We start from the raw sequence: 22,109 nt of genomic DNA, 5'->3' as shown, positions 1-22,109 counted from the left end.
TAATTAAAAAGATTTAGGAGTTTTTATGTATTTTTCATCTTTTGTAACCACGTTACAACACACTGGGAATGTGACTATGCGGTTACTACAGCAAAGCGATATGCCCATAATTTGCCAGTGGCTTACACTACCTTACGCCCATTTTTGGGGTATGAGTAAACACACACACGAGCAAATGTGCAGCGCCTACCAAGATATAATTAACAACCCGCACCATCATGCCTATGTTATTGAGCAAAATAATGAGCTGCTTGCCTTAGTTGAGCTTTACAGCCCAAAGCACGACAAACTACTCGCAGCCGCCTATGAGGTAATGCCAAACGATACCGGCATGCATATTTTACTTGCCCCAAATACACAGCCTAAACGCCATTTTAGTTTTGAAATAATGCAGTGCGTATTGCACAGTATTTTTACTCATAATGCCGATGCACGCGTAGTAGTAGAGCCCGACATTGCCAATAGTAAAATTCATACCTTAAATAAGCGTTTAGGCTTTGTGCATACTAAGCAAATAACCCTTGGTGATAAAAACGCCTACCTTGGGTTTTGTAATAAAGCTGCGTTTGAAACGCACGTTAATTTACATCACAAAGCGCAAACGCCAATAAACACCGACTATATAAAGTTTGAGCACTGGCAATGGGCAAACAGGCACTTACAAAGTAAAGCCATTAGCGAACTGGTACACGAGCGCTTATTGGTTGCAGAGCAAACCCCACAAGGTTTTAAAGTAAATATTGAAGGGGGTTATTTTATATTTAATGGCCGTGCTATGGCGCTTAATCATATAGATATAGACGAGCCAAGCATATGTTTTTATAACCTTAATAATGAGCAAGTAGCGCTTGATGTACTGCACTTTTTTAGCGTGCAAGGCCCCGCGCTGGGTTTAACTGGCGAGCGCTTAGCCACTTACCTTGAAGAGCTTAACGCCACACTTGCGAGTGCCTGTTATAAACGCGAAAACAACACCCTTAGCGCAGCCGAACTAGCGCAATTAGGGCTACAACAAATAGAGGCCGCAATGAGCGAAGGCCACCCTGCGTTTGTGGCTAATAATGGCCGTATTGGTTTTAGCAAAACCGACTTTTTACGCTATGCGCCAGAGGTGGGTAAACCGTTTAAAGTATTGTGGTTAGCGGCGCATAAAACAGTATGTGATTTTGCCTATAGTGAATACTTTAGTGATTACCCAAGCCATATTAGTGGTGAGCTTGATTTAACTACCCGTGATGCGTTTAACAAAGCGCTAAAAAAGCAAAACCTAAACCCCGACGACTACCTATTTATGCCTGCCCACCCGTGGCAATACCAACATAAATTAAGTGTGGTGTTTGCCAACGAGTTTGCCAATAACCGCTTAGTTTACTTAGGTGAAGGCGACGATTTATATCAAGCGCAGCAATCTATTCGCACCTTATATAACTGCTCGCATCCGCATAAGCCGTATTTAAAAGTGGCGCTGTCTATTTTAAATATGGGGTTTATGCGCGGGCTTTCGCGCGCTTATATGGCGGTAACCCCGGCTATAAATGATTGGGTGTTTAATAAAGTAAACTACGACCCCACGCTTAGTGCGTGCAATTTTACAGCACTAAGAGAGTACGCCACCTTAGGGTATGCGCATCATACCTTTGAGCAAAGCGCGTTGGGCGATACACCGTACCGTAAAATGTTTGCCTGTTTATGGCGCGAAAACCCAAACCATAACTTACAAAATAATGAGCAGCTCACCACCATGGCCGCACTACTGCACCTAGATAACAACGGTAAAAGTATGGCAGGTGCATTAATAGATCAAAGTGGTTTAAGCACACATGCTTGGCTGCAACACTATTTTAACGCCTATCTTATCCCGTTAGTGCATTGTTTTTATGCCCATAAATTAGTGTTTATGCCGCACGGCGAAAACCTCATTTTAAAGCTTAAAAATTCAGTTCCTGTGGGCGCCTACATGAAAGACATAGGCGAAGAAGTGGCGCTGCTTAATAGCAATGAACCTTTACCTGATGAGGTTTCGCGTATTCATATTGCTATGCCAAAAGAGCTTGAATTACTGAGCATATTTACCGATGTATTTGACTGCTTTTTTAGATACCTAGTGGCTATTTTAGTAAGAGAAGAGCGCATTACCGAGCACGACTTTTGGCACGGCGTTGCGCAAAGTGTTAAAGCGTATCAACAGGCTAACCCTGCCTTAAATGCGCGTTTTAAAGAGTATGACTTTTTTAGTGATGAATTTGCACACTCTTGCTTAAACCGCTTGCAGCTTGGCAATAATAAACAAATGGTTGATTTAACCGACCCAGCAGGCAGTTTACAGTTTGCCGGAAGTTTAAATAACCCGGTATCGGCAAAGTTGTATGGCTAAGCCTGTAACCCTTGCGCACTTTTTATTTTGCCCAAATGAGCCAGCTACTGCGGCTCATCCAAGCTTACATTTAATGCGCACATTAGCGATTCATTGCAAGGCGCATTACCCACATGCGCCTGGGCAATTTATTAGCCGGCATTTATATTTGCAGCTTTGTTGGCAAACTATTTATGCCTATTGTTATTGGCATACTTCTAAACAAAATGCACATAACCCCACGCAATTACAGCTTAAAATTAATGGCGCTTATAGCCGAGGGTTTAACCTCAGCGGTGCGCCTATATTAAGTAAAGCCGAGCAAAACACTGCACTTATTGAGTTTATTAGCTGTGTAGGTAAGTGGATAAATACCGATTATGCGCTGGGTGAAAAAGAGCAAGGGCGCTTATTAATCGTCACCCTTAACAGTGCATTTGAGCGCGCACATAGCTTACATTTAGCAAGCGCTGATCACACTACACATTGCCATCAACAGCTACACAATTTAATCAGTAATCACTTTAATTTACACACCCCATTTAAATTAACGCCTAAGCGCTTAACGTGCTGTCGTTATTTTTTAGCAGGTTATAACAAATGCCAAACCTGCCCTAAAAAGGATATTAAAACCAATGAACACACGTCTTAAAACGATAGACCTTGCCCGAGGTGCGAGCGTTTTTATTATGATTTTGGTACACACTTTATGGATGTACTCGAGCACAACGCTTCAAAGTGAGAGCCTATTTGGCGCTGTTATCCATATACTTGGCAAAGGCACGGCCTCGTTTTTAGTGGCGATGGGGCTGTCTATGGCGCTTTCGCGCAGGCAAACCCCCCTGCTGTTAATTAAGCGCGGCGTACAGCTTTTATTACTTGCATATTTAATGAATGCGGCAAAATTTTGGCTACCCATTGAGGTATTTAATACCATGCCCGAGGCGTTTATAAATGCCTATGGCTGGCAAAGCCCGCTTAGTGCTGGGCAGTTACAATTTATGGTGTTAACCGGTGATATTTTACAACTTGCTGGGGTGAGCTTAGTGCTGTTTGGCGCGCTTAATATAGCCCGCTGGAAAACCACATGGATTGCATGTTTAGCCATGGCTATTACACTTGTAAGCCAGTTTGTTAGGGGGCAGCAGTTTGCGCTTTCGCCTTATATTAGTGATTTGTTTTTTGCTAATAACTACCAAGTTTATTTTCCGGTATTTCCGTGGATAAGCGCTATATTAACCGGCTACGTGCTTGGGCGTGTATATATAAATAGCCAGCATAATGCAGCGTATTTATTTAATGTGTGTGCAAAGTTAGGGGCCGCATTATTAGTGATTGGTTCAGTGTGGTTATTTATTGATTTTAAAGGCCAGTTTGGTAACTTTTTTCACTTAAATGGCGGCGGTATTATTTATTTAGTGGGTTTAAATTTATGTGCGTTAGCGGCCATAGAGTATGTATTTGCTAATAAATTCAACGGCCCTATTACACGGGCTCTTTTGTATGCGAGCAAACATGTTACCGCTTTGTATGTTATTCAGTGGGTGCTTATTTGCTGGTTTATGGGAGTGTTCGGTTATCATACGCAGTCGCTTGTGCCAACGCTGTGCCTAATGGCGCTTATGAGTTTACTCACTTTTGCAGTACACAAAATGTATTTGCAAACTAAGCTAACCTTACTTGGTTTTAAGCAAAAACCTAAACGTGCAGCTTAAACTGTAAAGGGGCTTTACGGGCGCAGTTACACGCGCCCTAGCCTGCCTTTATTGCTTCAATTACTGTATTCATGCGCTTTGCCATTGGCCTATTTCGGTGATGGCACACATAAATATTTTCGCTAATCGGATTAGCTAAGTGGTGCGTTTTAATAAGCGCAGGTTTATTAAATGCGCTAACGGCATGCGCAGGTAAAACCGTAAAACCTAGCCCTAAACTTACCGGCTCCAGTATTAAACTTATCTGGTTAGAAAACCCCGTGCGTTTAATTTGATCAACATGTTCAAACTCACTGTAGTTTTCGCTTAGTAGGAGCTGTGCGTGGTGTTTTGCATCGGGGTGGCCAATAAAGCCAAGCTCACATAAAACCTCCCATGTTGGGTTTTTAATATGTGCTGGAGTTACTAATAATAAAGCTTCTTGACCAATTTTGTGGCTGGTAACTTCGCTAAGCGTGGGGGCTTGGGTTAAAAAGCCTATGTCGGCACTGTGGTTTGCCACCGCTTGCTCTACACTGGTATTAGGTGCAAAGCGATAATCAATATTAAGCTCGGTATGCTCAGCCTGTAATGCTAATAATTGGCTATAAAATTGTAGCCCACAACTGCCTGGCGATTGTATTTTTACTAGGCCGCTGTAAGGCGAGTCATCTTTTAATTGTTGTTCTAAAAATTGCCATTCTTTTAATAACAAACTGCCTTGCTGATACAAGTTTTGCCCATGCACGGTAAGGGTAAATTGTTTGCCGTGGCGCTCTAATAGCGCGCAGTTTACTTGCTGCTCTAGCTTTTTAATATGCTGGCTTACGCCTGATTGGGTCATAAATAAGCGTTCGGCGGTTTGGGTAAAATGATTTACCTCAACCAACGTACAAAACGTGTTTAACCATGTCGGGTTTATCATTACAAAACGTACTCAAAATGATGATTAATGATAATTTTACTTAATAAATACGGGTTCGTAAACTAACTCCATCAACTAATCACAGTTAAAGAGGAAGCATTATGAGTCATACATATCCACGTAGTTTTTCGCACATTGGTATTTCAGTACCAGATGTTGAAAAAGCCGTAGAGTTTTACACTAAGGTGATGGGCTGGTACACCATAATGGAGCCTACCGTGATCACTGAAGATAACAGCCCCATTGGCGAAATGTGTACCGATGTATTTGGCCCAAATTGGGAAAAATTTAAAATAGCGCACCTTTCAACAGGCGACCGTATTGGTGTAGAAATTTTCGAATTTAAAAACCAAGAAAACCCTAAAGACAACTTTGAATACTGGAAAACCGGTATCTTTCATTTCTGTGTACAAGACCCAGATGTAGAAGGCTTAGCGGAGCGTATTGTTGCTGCAGGTGGTAAAAAACGTATGCCAGAGCCACGTTACTACTACCCTGGCGAAAAGCCGTACCGCATGATCTACATGGAAGACCCGTTTGGTAACATCCTTGAGATTTACAGCCACAGCTACGAGCTTATTTACAGCGCAGGCGCTTATTAAACGTAGCTCGTTTAAAAAAGTTTAGCTAAAAGCAAAGGCTGCAGTATTTATTTACTGCGGCCTTTTTGTTTTAAATAGACTTGTAGATTATTAATTTGGCTAATTTAGGGATTGTTACTGCTAAATAAGAAAACAATTAAAATTAAAATGACACCCATTTCAAATGCTTTTAATTAAGATATACATAAGCACAAAAATAGCAGTGACACTAAAAACGACACCAGTTAAAAAACCAGACTCCCCTTCCTTACACCACGTACCAAGTGAAAACTGTTTATTACATTCTTGCTTTAATTCAAAAACACTCATGTTCTTATTTGTTTTCAAACGATAGCCAGGAAGAAAAATCTCACCAACTCTAAGTGCACTAAAGAGATTAAGGCAAAACAAAATGACCAATAGAACCGATATTAAGCTAACCATTTTAGGTCCTTATAATCCAATCAAAATTTTCAATAAATCTATCTACCTATTATTACAGCAATAAAATCTAATATAGTAGCCTTCATTGCTTGTATCAGAAAGGTGGATGTGACTATAAACTCAATTAAAATGACACCCATCTTAAATTCTTCACAAGAATATAATTTATTTAAGCTGACACCCACTTTAATTATTTCAAAAAATCGACTTAATTAAATGGCTAATTTAAAAATATGTAAGCTCAAGACATATTAAAAGGCATATACTGCGGTTATTTTAAAAATGTGCTGCTATTTATGTAGTTAACTAAATTTAGGGCACGCTGAAACCAGCATTTAGGCTGTTTTTTAAATGAAAGAAGGGTTTTTTAGGCTAGTAGCTTTTCGCAATTACTAAAATTAACTCGTCGCTTTTTATTTAAATGCTCGCAGTAATTTACATGTGATTGCGGCTTACCTACAGCGCCATGAAATACGCGTGTAAAGTCTTTAGTGAGTTTTAACCAGTTCTCTGGTGCTATGTTTACTCTTTCTAATAAAGGGAGCTGAGTGCTTTCAATAAAACCTGGTTTATCATCGCGAATAATGCGCCCTGTGAGCTCAACTAATTCGAGGTAATATTTAAGCTCGAACGGTAAACCTTTAGGCATAAATTTACAGGGTTTACCTGCAAATTTTAAAAGTTGTTTGGGTTGCTTTGCGTTTTTAGCGCCCTGAATGCGCTTTTGCACGCTGGTGAAGTTTGAGCTCTCGGGGGTTTTAGCTACTTTTGCTCTTATTGGGTTTAAATCAACGTAAGCCATGCAAGCTGCAAGGGCTGCTTCATCAAGAAGAGCTTGTGATTTAAATCGCCCTTCCCAAAATCGGCCAGTGCATTTATCTTCTTTATTAGCTTTTCGGGCAATGTGTTCGTTTAAAACGCGCATAAACCAGCTAATGCTAGATAACCTTTCTCTGTATTGAATAATAGTTTGGCTTAAAAAGTATCGCTCTGTACTGCTAAGCGCCTCACCTTGTAAAAATTTTTGTGTAAGTGGTGTGCCTTTACATAGCTTATGCCAGCGTAGCAATATAGCCTTGTCATTCAACCTATTCGCTTTTTTATCATCAACATAAAGCACAATATGCGTGTGATTACTCATAACTGCATAAGCACATATATCAATACAAAATATTTTAGCGAGGCTAAATAGCTTTTGTTCTACCCAGCCCCTTCGATGTTCATAAGATTTACCCGTTAATGAATCCTCACCGCATAAATAAGCATGACGTACACAGCGCGAAATACAGTGATAATATTTTGTATCTGCCAAACTTATTTGGCGTTTTCTTGCAATAGCCATGTGCACCTAGCTTTTGATGAACCAATTAAAAAAAGTAGATGCTTATTGCGTAAAGTGCAAAAATAAAGGTGGGTGTCATTATAAAAGTAAAGTTTCACTCGGGATTTTTTTCATATCTAGTTAAGCTTTAGCTTAGCTAAACATAATCATTAGCCTAATTTAGGAGTTTACGTGTTAGAAGCGTTATTTGTTTATGGTACCTTGTGCCCAGGGCATCCGAACGAGCATATTCTTGCTAATATTGGCGGTACATTTGAGCAAGGCAGTGTGGTTGGCAATTTAATTAACGAGGGCTGGGGCGCCAAAATGGGCTTTCCTGCACTGGTATTAGACGAAACAGGCCAAGAGATAAATGGCTATGTGTTTAGCTCAACTAATTTAAAAGATCACTGGCATGTGCTCGATGAATTTGAAGGCGATGCGTACTCACGCATTTTAACGCAAATAAAATTGTTAAACGGCGAATACGTTCTGGCAAATGTATATGCTCTTAACGTTAAGTAATCTATATAGCAGCGCTTTTTAAGCTAAAGCGCTGCTAGAATTTTTTAATTAACTGCAAAATCGCGAGTTTCTAAATAGCTTGGTACGTTTTTAAAACAGGCCTTTAGCTTACTTGCAAGCGTTGTGGTTACTGGCGCATCACATTTTAACTGGCCATTATATTTTCCGTTAGTTAGTGCTACTAAACTGAGTGAGTCATAGCTTGGTTTACTTTGTATTTTATGAATTACCACCCCCTGCTCTGCTGAAACCTTTATTAAATCAAACTCTTCTTTTTCAGGTTGTGTTATAGCGAGCTTTTTTACATATAACGGATTTTTAAAAGCCAGCTTTGTCGAAAACAAAGCCGTACCTTCGCGCTCAAAATGGCCATTAAACACGGTGGTATTTAATGTGGGTGTCAGCTTATTTATTAATAAATTCAAATCAAATTTGGTTGGTAAAATGGTGATCTGAGTTTGTTTTTTTAGTGATTCGTTTAGTGCTTTTTTGATTATTTTAAGATGGGTGTCATTGGTAGTTACTTCGTACACTATTTGGTAGTTGTGTGGGGGGGCGTATAAAGGCATGTGGCTGGCAAGTACTTTATCGCCGGCTAATATAAGCGCCATACCATGAAATCCCACGTAGCTGTGGGTTTTGTGTGTGTTATACGTGTTTTGTTGAGGGTCGCTTGCTAGTGCTGCGTTCGACAATAAAATAAAAAGTAGCAGTATGTGTTTCATGTTAATGCTCAAAAATAAATATAGCGTCACTATAAGCTGATTTATATGTATAAATAATCGATAATAAGTTGTTAGTTGTTTCCTTTTAATCAATACGTTTTGGCGCTATGCATTTAGATGACATTGAAAAAGTAATTCATATGGCGGGTTCGCAAAACCTGCACACAACCGCTAAGCATTTTAATATTACCCCAGGGGCGCTGTCTAAAACGCTAAAAAAGGTTGAGGCAAACTTAGCCACGGAGCTGTTTAATCGTGTGGGGAAAACCTTAGTACTTAATGATAAAGGCAAAGAGTTTGTTAAGCACAGTAGTGATTTAGTACATAATTACCAGCAGCTTACTAGCCGTTTTAAAAGCGATAATCATAAATTTAATGCAGTTATTGCAGGCCCTGCCATTTTACTTAAAAGTGGCCTTAAAAAGCTGCTTACACCCCTTAGTAACCTGCCCTGTTCGGTACGTATTAATAATGTGTTTGAAGGTGAAGCCATAAGCCAAGTTGCATCAGGCGCTGCGCATATTGCGCTAGTAACTCGCGAGGCACTAAATAATAGCTCACACGCTAATTTAGTGGCGGTTGATGTATTTAATACTGGGTTTAGTGTGGCTGCGGCCGCTGCGCATCAGCTAGTAAAAACAGGCTCTTTAACGCTTAATAAAAATCAATTACTAGAGCTTGCTTTTGCATGCCCTTTGTTTTCACCCCTGTGCGGCCTTGAGCAAGGTATAGGCTCCGACGGCTGGCAAGATGATATTGCACCGCGCAATATTGTATTTAGATGTAGCGATTACAGTGCATTAATAGAGGTGGTTCAAAGTGGCTTGGCGTTGGCGTATTTACCTAACTTTGTGATTGATGATTTAGGGCTTACAAAATTAACTGTAAAGGGGGTTAACAGTCACTACAGTGAAAACATTTTAATGATATACAAACCATCAAAGGCCGATGGTTGGCTTAATAAACTTATGCATTCTTTATAAAAAAGCGCTTAAAAATATAAAGCGCCTTAACCACTACATTAAGACGCTTTAGGATGAAAACTTTAATTTGCTAGCTATTAAAAGTTATACGCTAACGACATTTTAAATTGAGTTGGCGCACCTGGGTAAACCCATAAAGCGTTGTAGCTGCTTTCGGCGTAATCTTCATCAAAAATGTTATTAACACTTATATTAAGCTCGGTTTGTTCGGTTAAGTTAACGTTGCCAAATACGCCTACTAATTGGTAGCTTGGTAGCCTAAAACTTAAATCGGCGGCATCACCTAAACGGCTGCTGGTGTATTGGTAGCTTGCACCAAACTCAAGCTCTTTACCCATTACAGCTGTTTGGTGGCTAAGCGTAAGGTTTAAGTTATTTTTTGGTACATTAACCAGCGGGCTGCCTTTTTCAATTGGCACGCCCCAATCGGCATTAATAATGTCGTTTGCTGTGGTGGCATCTATATAGGCGTACGATAAGTTAAACGCGGTTGCATCAGTAATATAGGTGTTTAAATCAAGCTCAAACCCTTTACTATCGGCTTTACCAATAGGCGCTGAAAAACCAATGTTTACAGGGTCTGCCACTAACATATTACTTTTAGACGCATCAAAAAATGCCACAGTACCGTTTATGCCTAAGTATTCAAACTTAGCGCCAACCTCAAACGAGTCGCTGTATTCAAAGCCAAACGAGTCGCCGCTTGCATCTGTGCCGCTTAGTGTCAAAAAGCCTTCTGAGTAACTGCTGTAAAAGGTGAGTGCGTTATTTAGCTCGTACACTACGCCAACACGAGGGCTTACCTGGCTTTCAGAGCTGGTCGAAAACACGCCGCTGTTGGTTTCTAAAATATCTTGGTCTACGCTGTCAAACCTTAGGCCCACTAATAGCTTAAATTTGTCGGTAATATCCATTTGGTCTTGAACATAAATACCGTACGCCTTTTGCTCTTCGTCGTTTTCGTAAAGCAGGCTTACTGCTGGGCGTTCTACATCGTAATTTGGCTCAAAAATATCAACGGTATAAGTGCCGTTACCGCCTCTATAGCGAGAAAGCGCAGTGCGTAAATCGTACTTGTATGCATCGGCACCTATTAATAAATGGTGCGTAATACCGGCTGTGTCTACACTGCCGCTTAGCTCAAACTTAACACTTAAATCTTCTACTTCGTAGTCGCGATAACGCTGCTGGCGAGTAAGTGTGCGGCCATCATCAAATAGCGATTGGCGCGATGGCGAAAGCTCAGCATCTGACGAAAACCCCGTTAACGTAGAGCTGCGGTAGTTTGCACCGGCCACTAACGACCATTCATCGTTAATATCGTGATTTAAAGTAATTTGGTGCCCGCGCGAATACACCTGCGTGTCGCCATCGTTTGGGTTACCTAAATAGCGCGAGCTTGGTACGGTGTCAAAATCGTTATCGAGTACGACAACACCACGGTCAAATAACTGCGCTAAATCTACGTATTCAAACTCATAAGTCACACTGGTTGATGCGTTTATTTGATGATAAATAGACGGCGTAATTACCTTTTTATTGGTGTACACCTCATCGCGGTAGCTGTCGCTATCTTGCCATGCGCCATTTATTCTAAACGCGGTGGTGTCGTTAATGCCGTTAGTGTAATCGCCTTCAACGCGATTAAAACTGTCGCTGCCTAAGCTTAGTTTTAACTCACCTTGCGGCTCAAACTGTGGCTTTTTAGTCACAATATTTACAGTACCGCCGGGCTCTGAGCGCCCATAAAGTGCTGAGCCAGGGCCTTTTAGTACTTCAATGTAATCAATGTTAGATACATCACGCGGGCCGCTAAAACCACGCCCACCGCTAAAGCCATTAATTAAATAGCCCGATGGCATGTTTTCGTTACCCGAAAGGCCCCGAATAGAAAAGCTATCCCATAGTGCGCCACTGTTATTTTTACGCGAAATACTCGCTGAAAAATCGAGCGCGTCTTGTAATTTAGTAATGCCTTTTTGATCAAGCGCAGCACTGTTAACACTTACAATGGATTGCGGCATTTGCTTTTGAGGAATATCGCCACGGTATGCTTGTTTATAAGTAACCGATATTTTTTCAATTTCGTCGTTTTGCTCTTGCGCCACTGTTTGCGCACTTATGCCTAAGCAGGCTAAATAAACTAAAGAATACTTCATGATAATAGGGAAATCGAAGGTGTTATATTATAACAACAAGTTTAACATGTGTTACTTTATAACAAAACAACTTTTTAAAAAATCACAGAGCGATTAATTAATGCACTAGCGACTGCCCCGCCATCACGTTAGTATGGAGATCTCTTTAGGTTACATAACGATAATTACATGAGTATAAAAACAAACGCGTTAATCTATTTTTTAGCCTTTTGCAGTGGCTTTTGCATTATGGGTATTGAGCTATTAGGCGGGCGTATTTTAGCGCCTTTTTTTGGCAGTAGTGTACACATTTGGGGCAGCATAATTACCGTATTTATGCTCAGCCTTTCTTTTGGGTATTTACTTGGCGGTAAGCTAAGTACTAAAAATGCATCGCTTACAAAATATGGCTTAATATTTTTAACTGCCAGTATTATGGTGGTGCCTATTGCGCTTTTTTCGCAGCCAATAATGGAGTTTATTTTTACCCACATTGAAGATACACGCTACGGCTCGTTACTTGCCTCTACGGCTTTGTTCTTTATTCCTACCGTTATTTTAGGCATGATCTCGCCTTACTCGGTGCGTTTATTAGTCACCGACAGCCATAAAAGTGGCCAAGTGGCGGGTATTTTATATTTTGTAAGCACGTTGGGCAGCGCCTTAGGGACTATTATTACCTCGTTTTACTTTGTACTGGCGTTTGATGTAAACACCATTATAAGTGCCTTTGCGTTAACCTTGGGCCTGTTAGGTGTGCTGGCAATTACTGTTAATAGCCTTGCTGGTAATAAGGAGCTTGCCCATGCGTAACTGTTTATTATTTTTAGCGGTACTGTTTTCGGTTGCGGCGCACAGTAATGTAGTGCACGAGGAGCGTTCTTTATATCGCAATATTATTGTTGATGAAACACATGACCTTCGCTGCTTAAAATTTAATACAAAAAGTAGCCAAACCAGCCAAAGCTGTATGTACAAAAACAACCCCGACAAATTGGTTTTTAACTACACAAAACTTACGTTTGCCAGCCTTTTAGTAACCGACAACCCTAAAAATGTGCTTATTATTGGCCTAGGTGGCGGTACGCTTTCTAATGTCATTCATGCGCTTTACCCTGCAGCTAAAATTCATAATGTTGAAATAGATCCCGCCGTTTTAAAAGTAGCCCGTAACTATTTTAACTTTATAGAAAACGATGCGGTCACCTCAAGCGTGCAAGACGGGCGTATATTTATAAAGCGCGCAGCCATTAAAAAGCAAAAGTACGATTGGATTATTCTTGATGCGTTTAACGGCGATTATATTCCTGAGCACTTACTCACCAAAGAGTTTTTTGAAGAAGTAAAAAGCGTATTGGCCGAGGGCGGTGTAATTGCCGCTAATACGTTTTCGAGCAGTAAATTATACGAACATGAGTCGGCAACTTACCACGCCGTGTTTGGCGATTTTATTAACGTAAGCCGTGCTAATCGCTCTAACCGTATTATTTTAGCGGGTGTAAACTCTATGCCTACTGAGGCACAAATTAATCAGCGTATTAAAGCACTTAACCCGCGTTTAAAAAAATACGATGTAGATTTAAAAGCAATTAGTACCTATATGCAAAGCACCAAAAACAAGCAAGATTGGCCTGCCAATACAAAAGTGCTTACCGATCAGTACTCCCCTGCTAACCTCCTTAATTTTTAAATCCACAAATTTATTTAGCCCCAGTTTTGGGGCTTTTTTATTTGCAACACCTTCAATATTTACTTAGCACGCTAACTAATGCTAAAATACTTAGCATGCTAACTAATTTGAGGTGGTTATGACTACTCAAAAACCTTTTCACGAAACGCTCGATTTGACCATTATTGGTAACATGGGGCGGGTTCATAGGCTGTGTCGCGAGGCCATCACTTTAGCTGTAGAACCTTTAGGGCTCACGCAATCGCGCTGGACGGCGCTAACCCATATAAATATGTTGGGCGAGGGCATAACGCAGCTTGAGCTTGCGCAGAGTTTAGGAATAGAAATGCCCTCGCTTACTCGCACATTAAAGCAATTAGAAGAGCAGCTATTAATTACCCGTAAAGTTGATGAGCACGATAAACGCAGTAAAAAAATTTACTTTACCGAGCAAGGTGGGGCAATTTTACAGTCGCTAAACGAAAAACTCATTGATATTAAAAGCCAGCTATACAGCGGGCTAAGCACACAGCAACTCGATGCGCTTGCTTATGGCATCGTCAATATGGAAAAAAACGCACTAAACTGTATTAAAAATCAAAGTAAAGAGTAAGAGAGACAATGACACCAGATCAAAAATTTACTCGTTATGTAAGGCTTTCGTTAGCGGGTTTTGTTGTTATATTTATTTACTATTTAATTGCCGACATGTTTATGCCGGTAACGCCGCAAGCGCGGGTTTATCATCCTGTGGTGCAAATTGCCCCGCAAATAAGTGGCCGTGTTACTAAGGTATTGGTTAATAATAATCAAACTGTAAAGGCTGGCGATGTATTGTTTGAAATAGACTCAGGCCCTTATAAATTAGCGCTAGAGCAGGCACAGCTCGCCCTTGACGACGCCAAATTACAAAACAAACGTTTAGATACCAATGTAAAAGCACTGGAGGCGCAAATTTCGGCGGCCAAGGCAAAGCTGCACGAACAGCAATTACTAAATAACCGTGGCGAAGCATTATTTAAGCAGCGCTCTATTTCAGAGCAAGAGCTTGAAAGCATTAAAGCTAACTTTGAAGCAAGTAAATCAAATGTCGCCTCATTAGAAGCGCAATTGGCAGAAGCAGTACTTGCCCGCGGCGAAAGCGGCGCGCAAAACTTAGCGCTTCGCCATGCTGCAAACCAATTAGCACAAGCCGAGCTTAACTTATCGTACACCCAAGTACGTGCGCTAAGCGCTGGTGTGGTTTCTAACTTACAACTACTAGATGGCGCATATGCGGTAACGGGTAGCCCGCTTTTAGCAATTGTGGCTAATAAGGCCGACCTTGTTGCCGATTTTAGAGAAAAATCATTACTAAATATGAAACCAGGTAGTTTGGCGCAAGTGGTATTTGATAGCCGTCCAGGTGAGGTTTACAACGCGCATATAAGCACGTTTGAGGCAGGCGTAAGCGATGGGCAACTCAGTGCAAATGGCTCACTTAGTAGTACCGAAACCAGTAATCGTTGGGTGCGCGATGCTCAGCGCCAGCGTATTCATTTAGTGATGCCAGATAACGCTAAATTAATTGCTAATATGCCAAGTGGTGCGCGTGCCACTGTGCAACTATTGCCAGAGTCAACAATTGGGCAGTGGTTAGCGTCGGCTCAAATTAGGTTTATTAGCTGGCTACACTACATTTATTAATGGAGGCCGTATGACTCAAGCTGTTAGCCAAGCACCGCAATTAGACTCAAACGGTTTACGCCAAGCGCTGCGCATAGCCGGTGGCTGCACCATAGGGTTTACTATTAGTAAATTAATGAACTGGCCATACGGTATATTTTTTACTGTTTACCCCATGTTGCTACTTGGTTTAGTGCCGGTGTTAAATAAAAGCATTGTGCGCCAGTTTTTAGCCAGTGCCGCCATTAGTATTCCAATGGTTTTAATAATGCAGGGCTTGTTTTCGCACCTTCCGGTACTGATGACCGTTATTGTATTTTTAGCGTTTTGCTTTTTGTTTTATCAAATGAGCTCAGGTGCGGCTTTTTTATTTGGCGCACTAGGCGTGGTTGGGTTGTCAATTCAACTGCACTTTTCAAGCTATGTAACCGGTACAAGTAGTGTATACCCGCTTATTTTAAGTAATGGTTTGGCTACTATTCTCTCTATTGTTATTGCGTTTGTTATGCATGGTGTTTTTCCTGATGTAACCGCGCGTGCCGTGAGAGCGGTACCCGCTAAAGCCAAAGAAAGCATTCGCCATGAGGTATTATTATGCGCAACGGTTGCTACGCTTTCGTTTGTGGCGTTTCAAGTTCTCGATTTACAAGATTCAATATCGGCGCAAGCCTCATCGGTATTAATTTTGTTTTCGCTGTGCTGGAAAGCCGCAGGTATGGCCGGTTGGCAGCGCGCTATTGGTACATTAATTGGCTGTAATGCTGCGTTGTTGGCGCAAGTGTTATTGTATAATCACTCTGACTTTTTATTGTTTCCGGTGCTTATACTGTGGACGTTATCGTTTGTATTTAGCCGTTTTCATATTATTGGTGGCGGCGCACCGGGCATAGGGTTTGGTGTGTTAACCACGTTTGGTATTTTGTTTGGCAACTCACTAGGCCCCGGGCAAGACCTTGTTTATAGTGCCATGTATCGCTTTAGCTCTGTTGCGGTGGCTATTGTGGCAAGTTTATCTGCGGTGTATGTAATGCACCATATATTAAATCGCTTTAGTGCCACCCGCCATCATACCTACGAATAACCCACTTACGCCTACGGTTAACTATTAGCTGTAGGCGTAAATTAAGCATACTTTACTGTAAAGCCTTATAAACTTAGTGAGTTATAACTTAATGTTACCGCGCAGGGCTTTGGTTTGCCCATGTTTGGTTTTTTTATCCATGCGCTTGCGCTGCGAGTTACGGCTTGGCTTGGTTGCGCGGCGGGCTTTATTTACCTTGGTTGCGCTTAAAATTAAATCTTTTAAACGTTTTAGTGCATCTTCTCGGTTAAGCTCTTGGGTGCGAAAGCTTTGGGCTTTAATTACCACCACGCCCTCTTTGGTGATCCGAGAGTCGTTTAGCTTTAATAAACGTTCTTTGTAAAAATCGGGTAACTTTGAGCGGTTAATATCAAAGCGTAAATGAATGGCGCTGGCTACTTTGTTAACGTTTTGGCCACCGGCACCTTGCGAACGTATAGCAGTTAGCTCTAGTTCCCATTCATCTATAGTGACAGTATTTGAAATAGTTAACATTACGTTCAGCTCTTATCGACAAAAATGCAGTATAACATTTGTAACTATATTTGTGCTGAATCAGCTTAAGTTATAGAACTATAAAGTATTTATACTACTTTATAGCCTAAATACACCTAATACTTTAGTTATGTATTGGCAAGCGCTTACATTTAGTTTTTAATGGCTTTAATTAAATAATAGGAAACGCCCAATGAAAAAAATAATTTTATCACTTAGCTTATTAGCTATGAGTTTTTCAAGCCTTGCTGAAGATATTAGCGAAGGCCAATTACAAAGCTACATGAAAGCACTGCCGGCTGTTTCTAGCTGGGCTAGCAGCCAAGATTCGTTAAAAAACCTAGATTTAGCAAGCATGCTAGGTGGCTCTGCTGATCAAAATGTTGAAGAGCAAAGCTCACTTGCTAATAGCGCATTAAGCATGATTAAAGAGCAAGGCTTATATAAAAGCTTTGCCGATATTACTAACCGTTACGGTTTTTCGCCTGAAGAATTAGTATCTGTTGGCTCAGAAGTATCTATGGCTTACATCGAAAACCTTAAATCGGGTCTTTCAGCTGAAAACCAAGAAACAGCAAATAAAGTAATGGGCGGCCTGCAAAGCCTTAAAAGTGCTAAAAGCAGTGACGCTAGCTCGTTAATGGGCTCGTTTGGTAAGGCTTCAAGCGCGGCTGAAGAATCTACAGACCCACTAGTAAGCGAAAACAACCTTGAACTTGTGAGCGAGTACATGCCACAGCTGCAAAAGATTTTTGCACTACTATAATTTTACAAATAACCTAAACGTAGGTTAAGTAAACACGTACATAAAAGGTGGCATTTGCCACCTTTTTTAATGCCTAAATCTCAAACAATACCAATCCGCATAATTAAATGGTTAAGTATTATTGCTGATTGGTATAATTACGACATTTTACGAATTGTACTCAGCGGTGCTATTCGTAAAATCCAATGCAGAAATGCCCACGGCCAGCTTGGTACAAAGCTGTTGGCTTTTTCTTTATTTATTGCTTTTACCAGTGCTTTGCAGCCAGTTTCGGTATCAACAATAAACGGCACTGTTTTTACTTTTTCGTTTATTTCGCTTCTTATAAAACCTGGATGTACACAGCTTACTTTTATAGGCGTGTGCATTACATCTATGCGTATGCCTTCACTTAATGAGGTAATAGCCGCTTTAGTCGCGGCGTAAACAGTCATGGCGCGCCTAAAACCACGTACAGCACTAATAGATGAAATAGTCACTAAATGACCATGGTTTTGCGCTCTAAAAATTTCCATTGCGGCCTCAGCTTGCGCAAGTGCGGCCACAAAGTTAGTTTGTGCGGTTTGTTTGTTGGCATTAAAATAACCCGTACCAATAGAGGCTCCTTTGCCCATACCAGCGTTTATAATCACTCTATCAAGGCCGTTAAGCTCTTCTTTAAAGGCGTTAAATACGCTAAATACTTGCTCGTGGTCGTTAACATCAAGCACTTTTATGCTAATGGTTATATTTGGGTTTATTTGTTCAAGCTCACTTTTTAGCTGCTCTAATAGCTCAAAGCGCCGAGCACATAAAGCAAGATTACAACCTTGTTTTGCAAACTCTTTTGCCATGCCTTTGCCTAAGCCTGAACTTGCACCTGTTATTAGTATGTTTTTGCGCATATTTAGATCCTTAGGTGTATGTAATTAATTTTTGTTGTGGGTGGCACTCTAAAAAGTGATGCTCATTTAAACTGCTAATGCTTAACTGACGGTTTGCCCCTTTGCCGCGCGCCACTACTTTGGTTACGCCTGCGTTTACTAAGCTCCAATTAATATCAATAAAGCGCTCGAGCTTTAGCCCCATTAAATGGCTGGTTAGAATGCTAATAGGCCCGCCAGAGGTATAAATAATTACTTTTTTACCGTGGTTTTCATTGGCTATTTGTTCAAGCGCGCCAAGTACACGCGCAGTAAATGCATTAAAGCTTTCGTTATATTGAGTGCTGTCGGGATTGAGTACCCATTGCTGTATGGCGCTAATAAATACCGTTTTAAAGTATTCCATAGGCTCGGCTTGTTTGCTAAGTGCCGCGCGAACTTGGCTTGGGGTGGCAAGCTGTGGGTTATAAACGGCTAAAATATGCTCGTGATCGTATTCGTTTAATCGCGCATCGTTTATTAGTACCGGCGCATTATTAGCACTTACTAAACTCAGCTCTGCGGTTTGATTATGGCGCAGCATACTGCCAGCAAATACAGCATCGGGTGTTAGCTGCTTTTGTGCTAAATATTCACCTAGTAGTGTGGCTTGCTGTTGCCCTTTTGTTGAGAGCGTATCGTAATTATCAGCCGAAAAACTGGCCTGCCCGTGGCGTACTAAATATAAAATGCACATTAGACTTTACCTTGGTTGTTAATGGCTTTTTTACAGCGCCATAAAAGGTAATGTACAAACACCCAAAAGTGTTTAAAGGCTGGGTTTTTAGTTTGCCCATGGTGATAGCGGTAATAAATTTGCTGCACAATGCCGGCAAGTCTAAATAGCCCGTACACTTCGTAAAAGGTAAAGTCATCTACGGTTATATTCATTTTTTTACAGTAGTAGGCCACCACTTCTTTGCGCGTTAGCATGCCCTCTAAGTGAGTGGGTTGACGGCGCGTGGCTTGGGCTAAAAAGTCATCTCCTGGCTCTACCCAGTAAGCCAATGTATTGCCCAAATCCATAAGTGGGTCGCCAAGGGTGGCAAGTTCCCAATCTAAAATACCCAGTACGTTGGTGTAGTCGTTTGCATTAAGCACAACGTTATCAAACCTAAAATCGTTATGTGTTATGCAAATACGCTCGTTACTTGGCATGTTGTTTTCAAGCCACTTAATGACTTTTTTACCGCTGGGTACATTCCAAGTTTTGGCTTTAGTAAAGCGCTCGCTCCAGCCGCTAATTTGGCGCTGGGTGTAGCCTTCGCCTTTGCCTAAATGGCTTAAATTGGCCTGTTTGTAATCTACTTTGTGTAACTCTACTAGGCAGTCGAGTACGTTTTCGCACAGCTTTTTGGTGCGCTCGGGCGTGGGGGTTAATCCGCGTGGTAAATTTTTACGCGGAATAATACCCGTAAGCTTTTCCATAACGTAAAAGTCGGTGCCGAGTATGTTTTCATCGTCGCAAAACGCCTCCATATTTGGCACATAGCTGTAAACTGGTTTTAGCGCTTGCTGTAATTTAAACTCGCGGCCCATATCGTGTGCGCCTTTGGCTTTGGTGCCTTTGGGCGCACGGCGTAAAATAAGCGATTGCTCTGGGTACTCTAGGCAGTAGGTCCAGTTTGATGCCCCCCCTGCGTATTGAGTAACACTTGGCTCGCCAGTTAGCTGTGTAAGGTGCTGTTTAAGCCAGGCATCTACTTTTGGTGTGTCGAGCTCTTCGCCTTGGCGTACGTTTTTGGCTTGATCTAATAATTGTGTGTTCATTGTTAGCCTTTATTATTTTGATTTTAAACGTTGCATAGAGCGTGTTTTTTTCAGCATGTTTTTAATGTACCACTCAACGGGGAGTAGTTTTTTCATTAAAAAGGCCTGTTTACCTAATTTATGGGTCAAAATTAAAAATGGGCGGTTAAGCGACTGCTGATAAATAATATCGGCAACTTGCTCTGCGTTTATGGGGGAGCGCTCAAAGGCACGGTTAAGCATGGTTTTCATGGCCGGCTCGCTGGTGCGCATGGATTCATCAAGATTGGTTTTAAAAAAGCTCGGGCACACAACACTTACATCTATATTATCGTGGGCGAGTTCGAGCTTTAGGGTTTCGCTAAAGCCTATAACCGCCGCTTTTACGGCGTTATAACTGCTCATAAACGGAATAGGGGTAAGCCCTGCTTGTGAGGCTATATTAATAAAGTAGCCACCGCCTTGTTGCACAAAGGCGGGGTAAAACGTTTGGCACACCCGCACCATAGAGAGCAAATTAATATCCATAATCCACTGCCATTGCTCAAGCGATTCGCCCTCAAGCGAGCCGCCCGTGGCAACGCCTGCGTTATTAATGACAATATCTACGCCCTGCCACTTGGTTTGGATAATATCGTAAAGCCCCTTTACATCTGCTTGCTTGGTTACATCACAGGCGTAAAAAAAGGCATTGCTTTTTAGTGCTTGCAGCTCACTAATGGTTGTGGCTGCACGCTCGGCGTTTATATCGGCAATACAAATTTGTAAGTTAGCGCCCAAATTACTTGCGTAACTCAGGGCTAACGCTTTACCCAGCCCTGTGGCTCCACCTGTTATTATTAGTCGTGTTTTCATGGTGTTGCCTTAGCGGTATTTGTTAAGTTCGAGGCGCGAAACCATGCCCATATGTACTTCGTCTGGGCCATCTGCAAGGCGTAAAATACGCCCCATTGCATTAAACGAGGCAATAGGAAAGTCGCTCGACACTCCAGCGCCACCAAACACTTGTATTGCCATATCTGAGACCATTTGCAGCATATTAGGCACTACTACTTTTATGCTCGATATTTCGGTCATGGCGTGTTTAACGCCTTGAGTATCTATTTTCCATGCCGCGTGTAGGGTTAATAATCGGGCTTGGTCTATTGCCATACGGGCTTGCGCAACGCGTTCTAAATTACCGCCTAATTTAAGTAAGGGTTTACCAAAAGCGCTGCGCGACAGCCCGCGTTTAATCATGAGCTCTAAACAGCGCTCTGCTGCGCCAATTGCGCGCATACAATGATGAATTCGCCCAGGCCCCAGGCGCCCTTGTGCGATGGCAAAACCTTTGCCTAACCCTAAAATAAGATTTTGTTTTGGTACGCGTACGTTATTAAATTCCATTTCGCCGTGGCCGTAGGGGGCATCAAAATCGCCACAGGCACTTAGCATACGCTTAATGTTTACACCGGGTGTGTTTAGCGGCACAAGTACCATTGAATGCTGGCTGTGTTTATCGTTTTCGGGATTAGAAAGCCCCATAAAAATAGCCACCTGTGCATTAGGATGACCAAGGCCGGTGGTCCACCACTTTGTGCCATTTAAAATAAGCTCGTCGCCATCAACATCTATGGTTGCTTGCATGTTTGTCGCATCTGATGAAGCGACATCGGGCTCGGTCATGGCAAATACTGAGCGAACATCGCCATTTAATAATGGGGTTAACCACTGCTGTTTTTGCTCATCATTTGCAAAATGATAAAGCACTTCCATATTGCCGGTGTCGGGGGCATTACAATTAAATATTTCTGATGCAAATAAACATTTACCCATTTGCTCTGCAATAGGGGCGTACTCTAAGCAGGTTAAGCCTTGTGCTAGTTCTGCATCGGGTAAAAATAAGTTCCACAGGCCAGCGGCTTTTGCTTTAGTTTTTAATGGCTCAATGTGCTCACTTAGTTGCCAAGTGGTCCAATCGTTTGAATTATTTTTAGCATGGTTATGCGCAACTACTGCTTGCTCAATAGGCAATACGTGTTCATCCATAAAGGCGGTTACCCGCTTTAGGTAGTCTTGGCTTTTTTGGCTTGGCTCAAAGTTCATTAGGGTTG

Annotated in this window: 23 protein-coding genes; 12 read left to right on the top strand and 11 right to left on the bottom strand. The window is 41.6% G+C overall.

The genetic code is table 11. The features are described 5' to 3' along the window. The first annotated feature begins 25 nt into the window (after window positions 1-25). The 3 genes from NQT65_RS09170 to NQT65_RS09160 are packed head-to-tail and all read left to right on the top strand — an operon-like array spanning window position 26 to window position 4,068. Entirely contained in the window at window positions 26-2,374 is a 2,349-nt protein-coding gene (locus NQT65_RS09170) for a GNAT family N-acetyltransferase (RefSeq protein WP_256851017.1), read from the top strand. Further along, window positions 2,367-3,005 (top strand): hypothetical protein, encoded by a 639-nt coding sequence (locus NQT65_RS09165; RefSeq protein ID WP_256851016.1) that lies wholly within the window; start codon window positions 2,367-2,369, stop codon window positions 3,003-3,005. The genes NQT65_RS09170 and NQT65_RS09165 overlap by 8 nt, the downstream gene beginning before the upstream one ends. After that, window positions 2,989-4,068, top strand: a complete 1,080-nt coding sequence (locus tag NQT65_RS09160) for a heparan-alpha-glucosaminide N-acetyltransferase domain-containing protein (protein WP_256851015.1) — start codon at window positions 2,989-2,991, stop codon at window positions 4,066-4,068. The genes NQT65_RS09165 and NQT65_RS09160 overlap by 17 nt, the downstream gene beginning before the upstream one ends. A gap of 37 nt (window positions 4,069-4,105) precedes the next feature. On the opposite strand, the gene NQT65_RS09155 is transcribed toward NQT65_RS09160, so the two are convergent. Beyond that, window positions 4,106-4,972, bottom strand: coding sequence for a LysR family transcriptional regulator (locus NQT65_RS09155; protein ID WP_138685426.1), 867 nt, complete (start codon window positions 4,970-4,972; stop codon window positions 4,106-4,108). Window positions 4,973-5,073: 101 nt separating this feature from the next. Here NQT65_RS09155 and NQT65_RS09150 point away from each other — a divergent pair, with 101 nt between their 5' ends. Next, window positions 5,074-5,574 carry a lactoylglutathione lyase family protein gene (locus NQT65_RS09150; RefSeq protein ID WP_004586277.1) on the top strand — a complete coding sequence of 167 codons (501 nt, stop codon included), beginning with the start codon at window positions 5,074-5,076 and terminating at the stop codon, window positions 5,572-5,574. A 159-nt stretch (window positions 5,575-5,733) separates the two neighbouring features. Here the strand turns inward: NQT65_RS09150 and NQT65_RS09145 are convergent, their stop codons facing one another. Further along, window positions 5,734-5,997 (bottom strand): hypothetical protein, encoded by a 264-nt coding sequence (locus tag NQT65_RS09145; RefSeq protein WP_256851014.1) that lies wholly within the window; start codon window positions 5,995-5,997, stop codon window positions 5,734-5,736. Window positions 5,998-6,364: 367 nt separating this feature from the next. Next, entirely contained in the window at window positions 6,365-7,339 is a 975-nt protein-coding gene (locus NQT65_RS09140) for a transposase (protein ID WP_256851013.1), read from the bottom strand. 171 nt (window positions 7,340-7,510) lie between these two features. Between NQT65_RS09140 and NQT65_RS09135 the strand changes: the two genes are divergently transcribed. After that, entirely contained in the window at window positions 7,511-7,843 is a 333-nt protein-coding gene (locus NQT65_RS09135) for a gamma-glutamylcyclotransferase family protein (protein WP_248532907.1), read from the top strand. A gap of 44 nt (window positions 7,844-7,887) precedes the next feature. On the opposite strand, the gene NQT65_RS09130 is transcribed toward NQT65_RS09135, so the two are convergent. Further along, window positions 7,888-8,568: a hypothetical protein gene (locus tag NQT65_RS09130; protein ID WP_256851012.1), complete on the bottom strand. Its 681-nt coding sequence runs from the start codon at window positions 8,566-8,568 to the stop codon at window positions 7,888-7,890. A gap of 107 nt (window positions 8,569-8,675) precedes the next feature. Here NQT65_RS09130 and NQT65_RS09125 point away from each other — a divergent pair, with 107 nt between their 5' ends. Continuing rightward, the gene (locus tag NQT65_RS09125; RefSeq protein WP_256851011.1) at window positions 8,676-9,551 is read left to right on the top strand and encodes a LysR substrate-binding domain-containing protein; all 876 of its coding nucleotides are present in this window, start codon (window positions 8,676-8,678) and stop codon (window positions 9,549-9,551) included. Between the two features lie 77 nt (window positions 9,552-9,628). On the opposite strand, the gene NQT65_RS09120 is transcribed toward NQT65_RS09125, so the two are convergent. Continuing rightward, complete coding sequence (locus tag NQT65_RS09120; protein WP_256851010.1) at window positions 9,629-11,710, bottom strand: TonB-dependent siderophore receptor; 2,082 nt, start codon at window positions 11,708-11,710, stop codon at window positions 9,629-9,631. A gap of 168 nt (window positions 11,711-11,878) precedes the next feature. Here NQT65_RS09120 and NQT65_RS09115 point away from each other — a divergent pair, with 168 nt between their 5' ends. The 5 genes from NQT65_RS09115 to NQT65_RS09095 all read left to right on the top strand — a co-directional run bounded on the left by NQT65_RS09115 (window position 11,879) and on the right by NQT65_RS09095 (window position 16,104). Beyond that, window positions 11,879-12,502 (top strand): fused MFS/spermidine synthase, encoded by a 624-nt coding sequence (locus NQT65_RS09115; RefSeq protein WP_004586267.1) that lies wholly within the window; start codon window positions 11,879-11,881, stop codon window positions 12,500-12,502. Continuing rightward, a complete protein-coding gene (locus NQT65_RS09110; protein WP_029772874.1) occupies window positions 12,495-13,379 on the top strand; it encodes a spermidine synthase in 885 nt (294 codons plus the stop codon). The genes NQT65_RS09115 and NQT65_RS09110 overlap by 8 nt, the downstream gene beginning before the upstream one ends. A 118-nt stretch (window positions 13,380-13,497) precedes the next feature. Beyond that, complete coding sequence (locus tag NQT65_RS09105) at window positions 13,498-13,971, top strand: MarR family transcriptional regulator (protein ID WP_054982034.1); 474 nt, start codon at window positions 13,498-13,500, stop codon at window positions 13,969-13,971. Between the two features lie 8 nt (window positions 13,972-13,979). Then, window positions 13,980-15,044, top strand: a complete 1,065-nt coding sequence (locus NQT65_RS09100) for an HlyD family secretion protein (protein ID WP_138579641.1) — start codon at window positions 13,980-13,982, stop codon at window positions 15,042-15,044. Window positions 15,045-15,054: 10 nt separating this feature from the next. Further along, the gene (locus tag NQT65_RS09095) at window positions 15,055-16,104 is read left to right on the top strand and encodes a DUF2955 domain-containing protein (protein WP_256851009.1); all 1,050 of its coding nucleotides are present in this window, start codon (window positions 15,055-15,057) and stop codon (window positions 16,102-16,104) included. A gap of 81 nt (window positions 16,105-16,185) precedes the next feature. Here NQT65_RS09095 and arfB read toward each other — a convergent pair whose 3' ends face one another. Next, the gene (gene arfB / locus NQT65_RS09090) at window positions 16,186-16,599 is read right to left on the bottom strand and encodes an alternative ribosome rescue aminoacyl-tRNA hydrolase ArfB (protein WP_024033019.1); all 414 of its coding nucleotides are present in this window, start codon (window positions 16,597-16,599) and stop codon (window positions 16,186-16,188) included. Between the two features lie 193 nt (window positions 16,600-16,792). On the opposite strand from arfB, the gene NQT65_RS09085 reads away from it, so the two are divergent. Next, window positions 16,793-17,365: a hypothetical protein gene (locus NQT65_RS09085; protein WP_004586261.1), complete on the top strand. Its 573-nt coding sequence runs from the start codon at window positions 16,793-16,795 to the stop codon at window positions 17,363-17,365. A 137-nt stretch (window positions 17,366-17,502) separates the two neighbouring features. On the opposite strand, the gene NQT65_RS09080 is transcribed toward NQT65_RS09085, so the two are convergent. From NQT65_RS09080 to NQT65_RS09060, 5 genes are read right to left on the bottom strand one after another with little or no spacing between them, the layout of a single operon-like run. Continuing rightward, complete coding sequence (locus tag NQT65_RS09080; RefSeq protein ID WP_170865589.1) at window positions 17,503-18,249, bottom strand: SDR family oxidoreductase; 747 nt, start codon at window positions 18,247-18,249, stop codon at window positions 17,503-17,505. 10 nt (window positions 18,250-18,259) lie between these two features. Then, window positions 18,260-18,964 (bottom strand): histidine phosphatase family protein, encoded by a 705-nt coding sequence (locus NQT65_RS09075; protein WP_256851008.1) that lies wholly within the window; start codon window positions 18,962-18,964, stop codon window positions 18,260-18,262. Continuing rightward, the gene (locus NQT65_RS09070) at window positions 18,964-20,037 is read right to left on the bottom strand and encodes a phosphotransferase family protein (RefSeq protein WP_256851007.1); all 1,074 of its coding nucleotides are present in this window, start codon (window positions 20,035-20,037) and stop codon (window positions 18,964-18,966) included. Before NQT65_RS09070 ends, NQT65_RS09075 begins: the two co-directional genes overlap by 1 nt. A gap of 12 nt (window positions 20,038-20,049) precedes the next feature. After that, entirely contained in the window at window positions 20,050-20,871 is an 822-nt protein-coding gene (locus tag NQT65_RS09065) for an SDR family oxidoreductase (protein WP_248450100.1), read from the bottom strand. Between the two features lie 9 nt (window positions 20,872-20,880). Further along, window positions 20,881-22,101: an acyl-CoA dehydrogenase family protein gene (locus tag NQT65_RS09060; RefSeq protein WP_256851006.1), complete on the bottom strand. Its 1,221-nt coding sequence runs from the start codon at window positions 22,099-22,101 to the stop codon at window positions 20,881-20,883. Between the last annotated feature and the right edge of the window lie 8 nt (window positions 22,102-22,109).

The organism is Pseudoalteromonas agarivorans (assembly GCF_024518735.1).
Taxonomy (GTDB): domain Bacteria; phylum Pseudomonadota; class Gammaproteobacteria; order Enterobacterales; family Alteromonadaceae; genus Pseudoalteromonas; species Pseudoalteromonas atlantica.
This window is presented reverse-complemented; position numbering and strand designations above follow the sequence as displayed.

Excerpts from the sequence above, each read along its gene's own strand:
- NQT65_RS09095 (WP_256851009.1), top strand. The coding sequence starts at position 15,055 with ATGACTCAAGCTGTTAGCCAAGCACCGCAATTAGACTCAAACGGTTTA.
- NQT65_RS09140 (WP_256851013.1), bottom strand. The coding sequence starts at position 7,339 with ATGGCTATTGCAAGAAAACGCCAAATAAGTTTGGCAGATACAAAATAT.
- NQT65_RS09110 (WP_029772874.1), top strand. The coding sequence starts at position 12,495 with ATGCGTAACTGTTTATTATTTTTAGCGGTACTGTTTTCGGTTGCGGCG.
- NQT65_RS09165 (WP_256851016.1), top strand. The coding sequence starts at position 2,367 with ATGGCTAAGCCTGTAACCCTTGCGCACTTTTTATTTTGCCCAAATGAG.
- NQT65_RS09120 (WP_256851010.1), bottom strand. The coding sequence starts at position 11,710 with ATGAAGTATTCTTTAGTTTATTTAGCCTGCTTAGGCATAAGTGCGCAA.
- NQT65_RS09170 (WP_256851017.1), top strand. The coding sequence starts at position 26 with ATGTATTTTTCATCTTTTGTAACCACGTTACAACACACTGGGAATGTG.
- NQT65_RS09075 (WP_256851008.1), bottom strand. The coding sequence starts at position 18,964 with ATGTGCATTTTATATTTAGTACGCCACGGGCAGGCCAGTTTTTCGGCT.
- NQT65_RS09155 (WP_138685426.1), bottom strand. The coding sequence starts at position 4,972 with ATGATAAACCCGACATGGTTAAACACGTTTTGTACGTTGGTTGAGGTA.
- NQT65_RS09125 (WP_256851011.1), top strand. The coding sequence starts at position 8,676 with ATGCATTTAGATGACATTGAAAAAGTAATTCATATGGCGGGTTCGCAA.
- NQT65_RS09105 (WP_054982034.1), top strand. The coding sequence starts at position 13,498 with ATGACTACTCAAAAACCTTTTCACGAAACGCTCGATTTGACCATTATT.
- NQT65_RS09065 (WP_248450100.1), bottom strand. The coding sequence starts at position 20,871 with ATGAAAACACGACTAATAATAACAGGTGGAGCCACAGGGCTGGGTAAA.
- NQT65_RS09070 (WP_256851007.1), bottom strand. The coding sequence starts at position 20,037 with ATGAACACACAATTATTAGATCAAGCCAAAAACGTACGCCAAGGCGAA.
- NQT65_RS09145 (WP_256851014.1), bottom strand. The coding sequence starts at position 5,997 with ATGGTTAGCTTAATATCGGTTCTATTGGTCATTTTGTTTTGCCTTAAT.
- NQT65_RS09080 (WP_170865589.1), bottom strand. The coding sequence starts at position 18,249 with ATGCGCAAAAACATACTAATAACAGGTGCAAGTTCAGGCTTAGGCAAA.
- NQT65_RS09100 (WP_138579641.1), top strand. The coding sequence starts at position 13,980 with ATGACACCAGATCAAAAATTTACTCGTTATGTAAGGCTTTCGTTAGCG.
- NQT65_RS09130 (WP_256851012.1), bottom strand. The coding sequence starts at position 8,568 with ATGAAACACATACTGCTACTTTTTATTTTATTGTCGAACGCAGCACTA.
- arfB (WP_024033019.1), bottom strand. The coding sequence starts at position 16,599 with ATGTTAACTATTTCAAATACTGTCACTATAGATGAATGGGAACTAGAG.
- NQT65_RS09115 (WP_004586267.1), top strand. The coding sequence starts at position 11,879 with ATGAGTATAAAAACAAACGCGTTAATCTATTTTTTAGCCTTTTGCAGT.
- NQT65_RS09060 (WP_256851006.1), bottom strand. The coding sequence starts at position 22,101 with ATGAACTTTGAGCCAAGCCAAAAAAGCCAAGACTACCTAAAGCGGGTA.
- NQT65_RS09150 (WP_004586277.1), top strand. The coding sequence starts at position 5,074 with ATGAGTCATACATATCCACGTAGTTTTTCGCACATTGGTATTTCAGTA.
- NQT65_RS09160 (WP_256851015.1), top strand. The coding sequence starts at position 2,989 with ATGAACACACGTCTTAAAACGATAGACCTTGCCCGAGGTGCGAGCGTT.
- NQT65_RS09085 (WP_004586261.1), top strand. The coding sequence starts at position 16,793 with ATGAAAAAAATAATTTTATCACTTAGCTTATTAGCTATGAGTTTTTCA.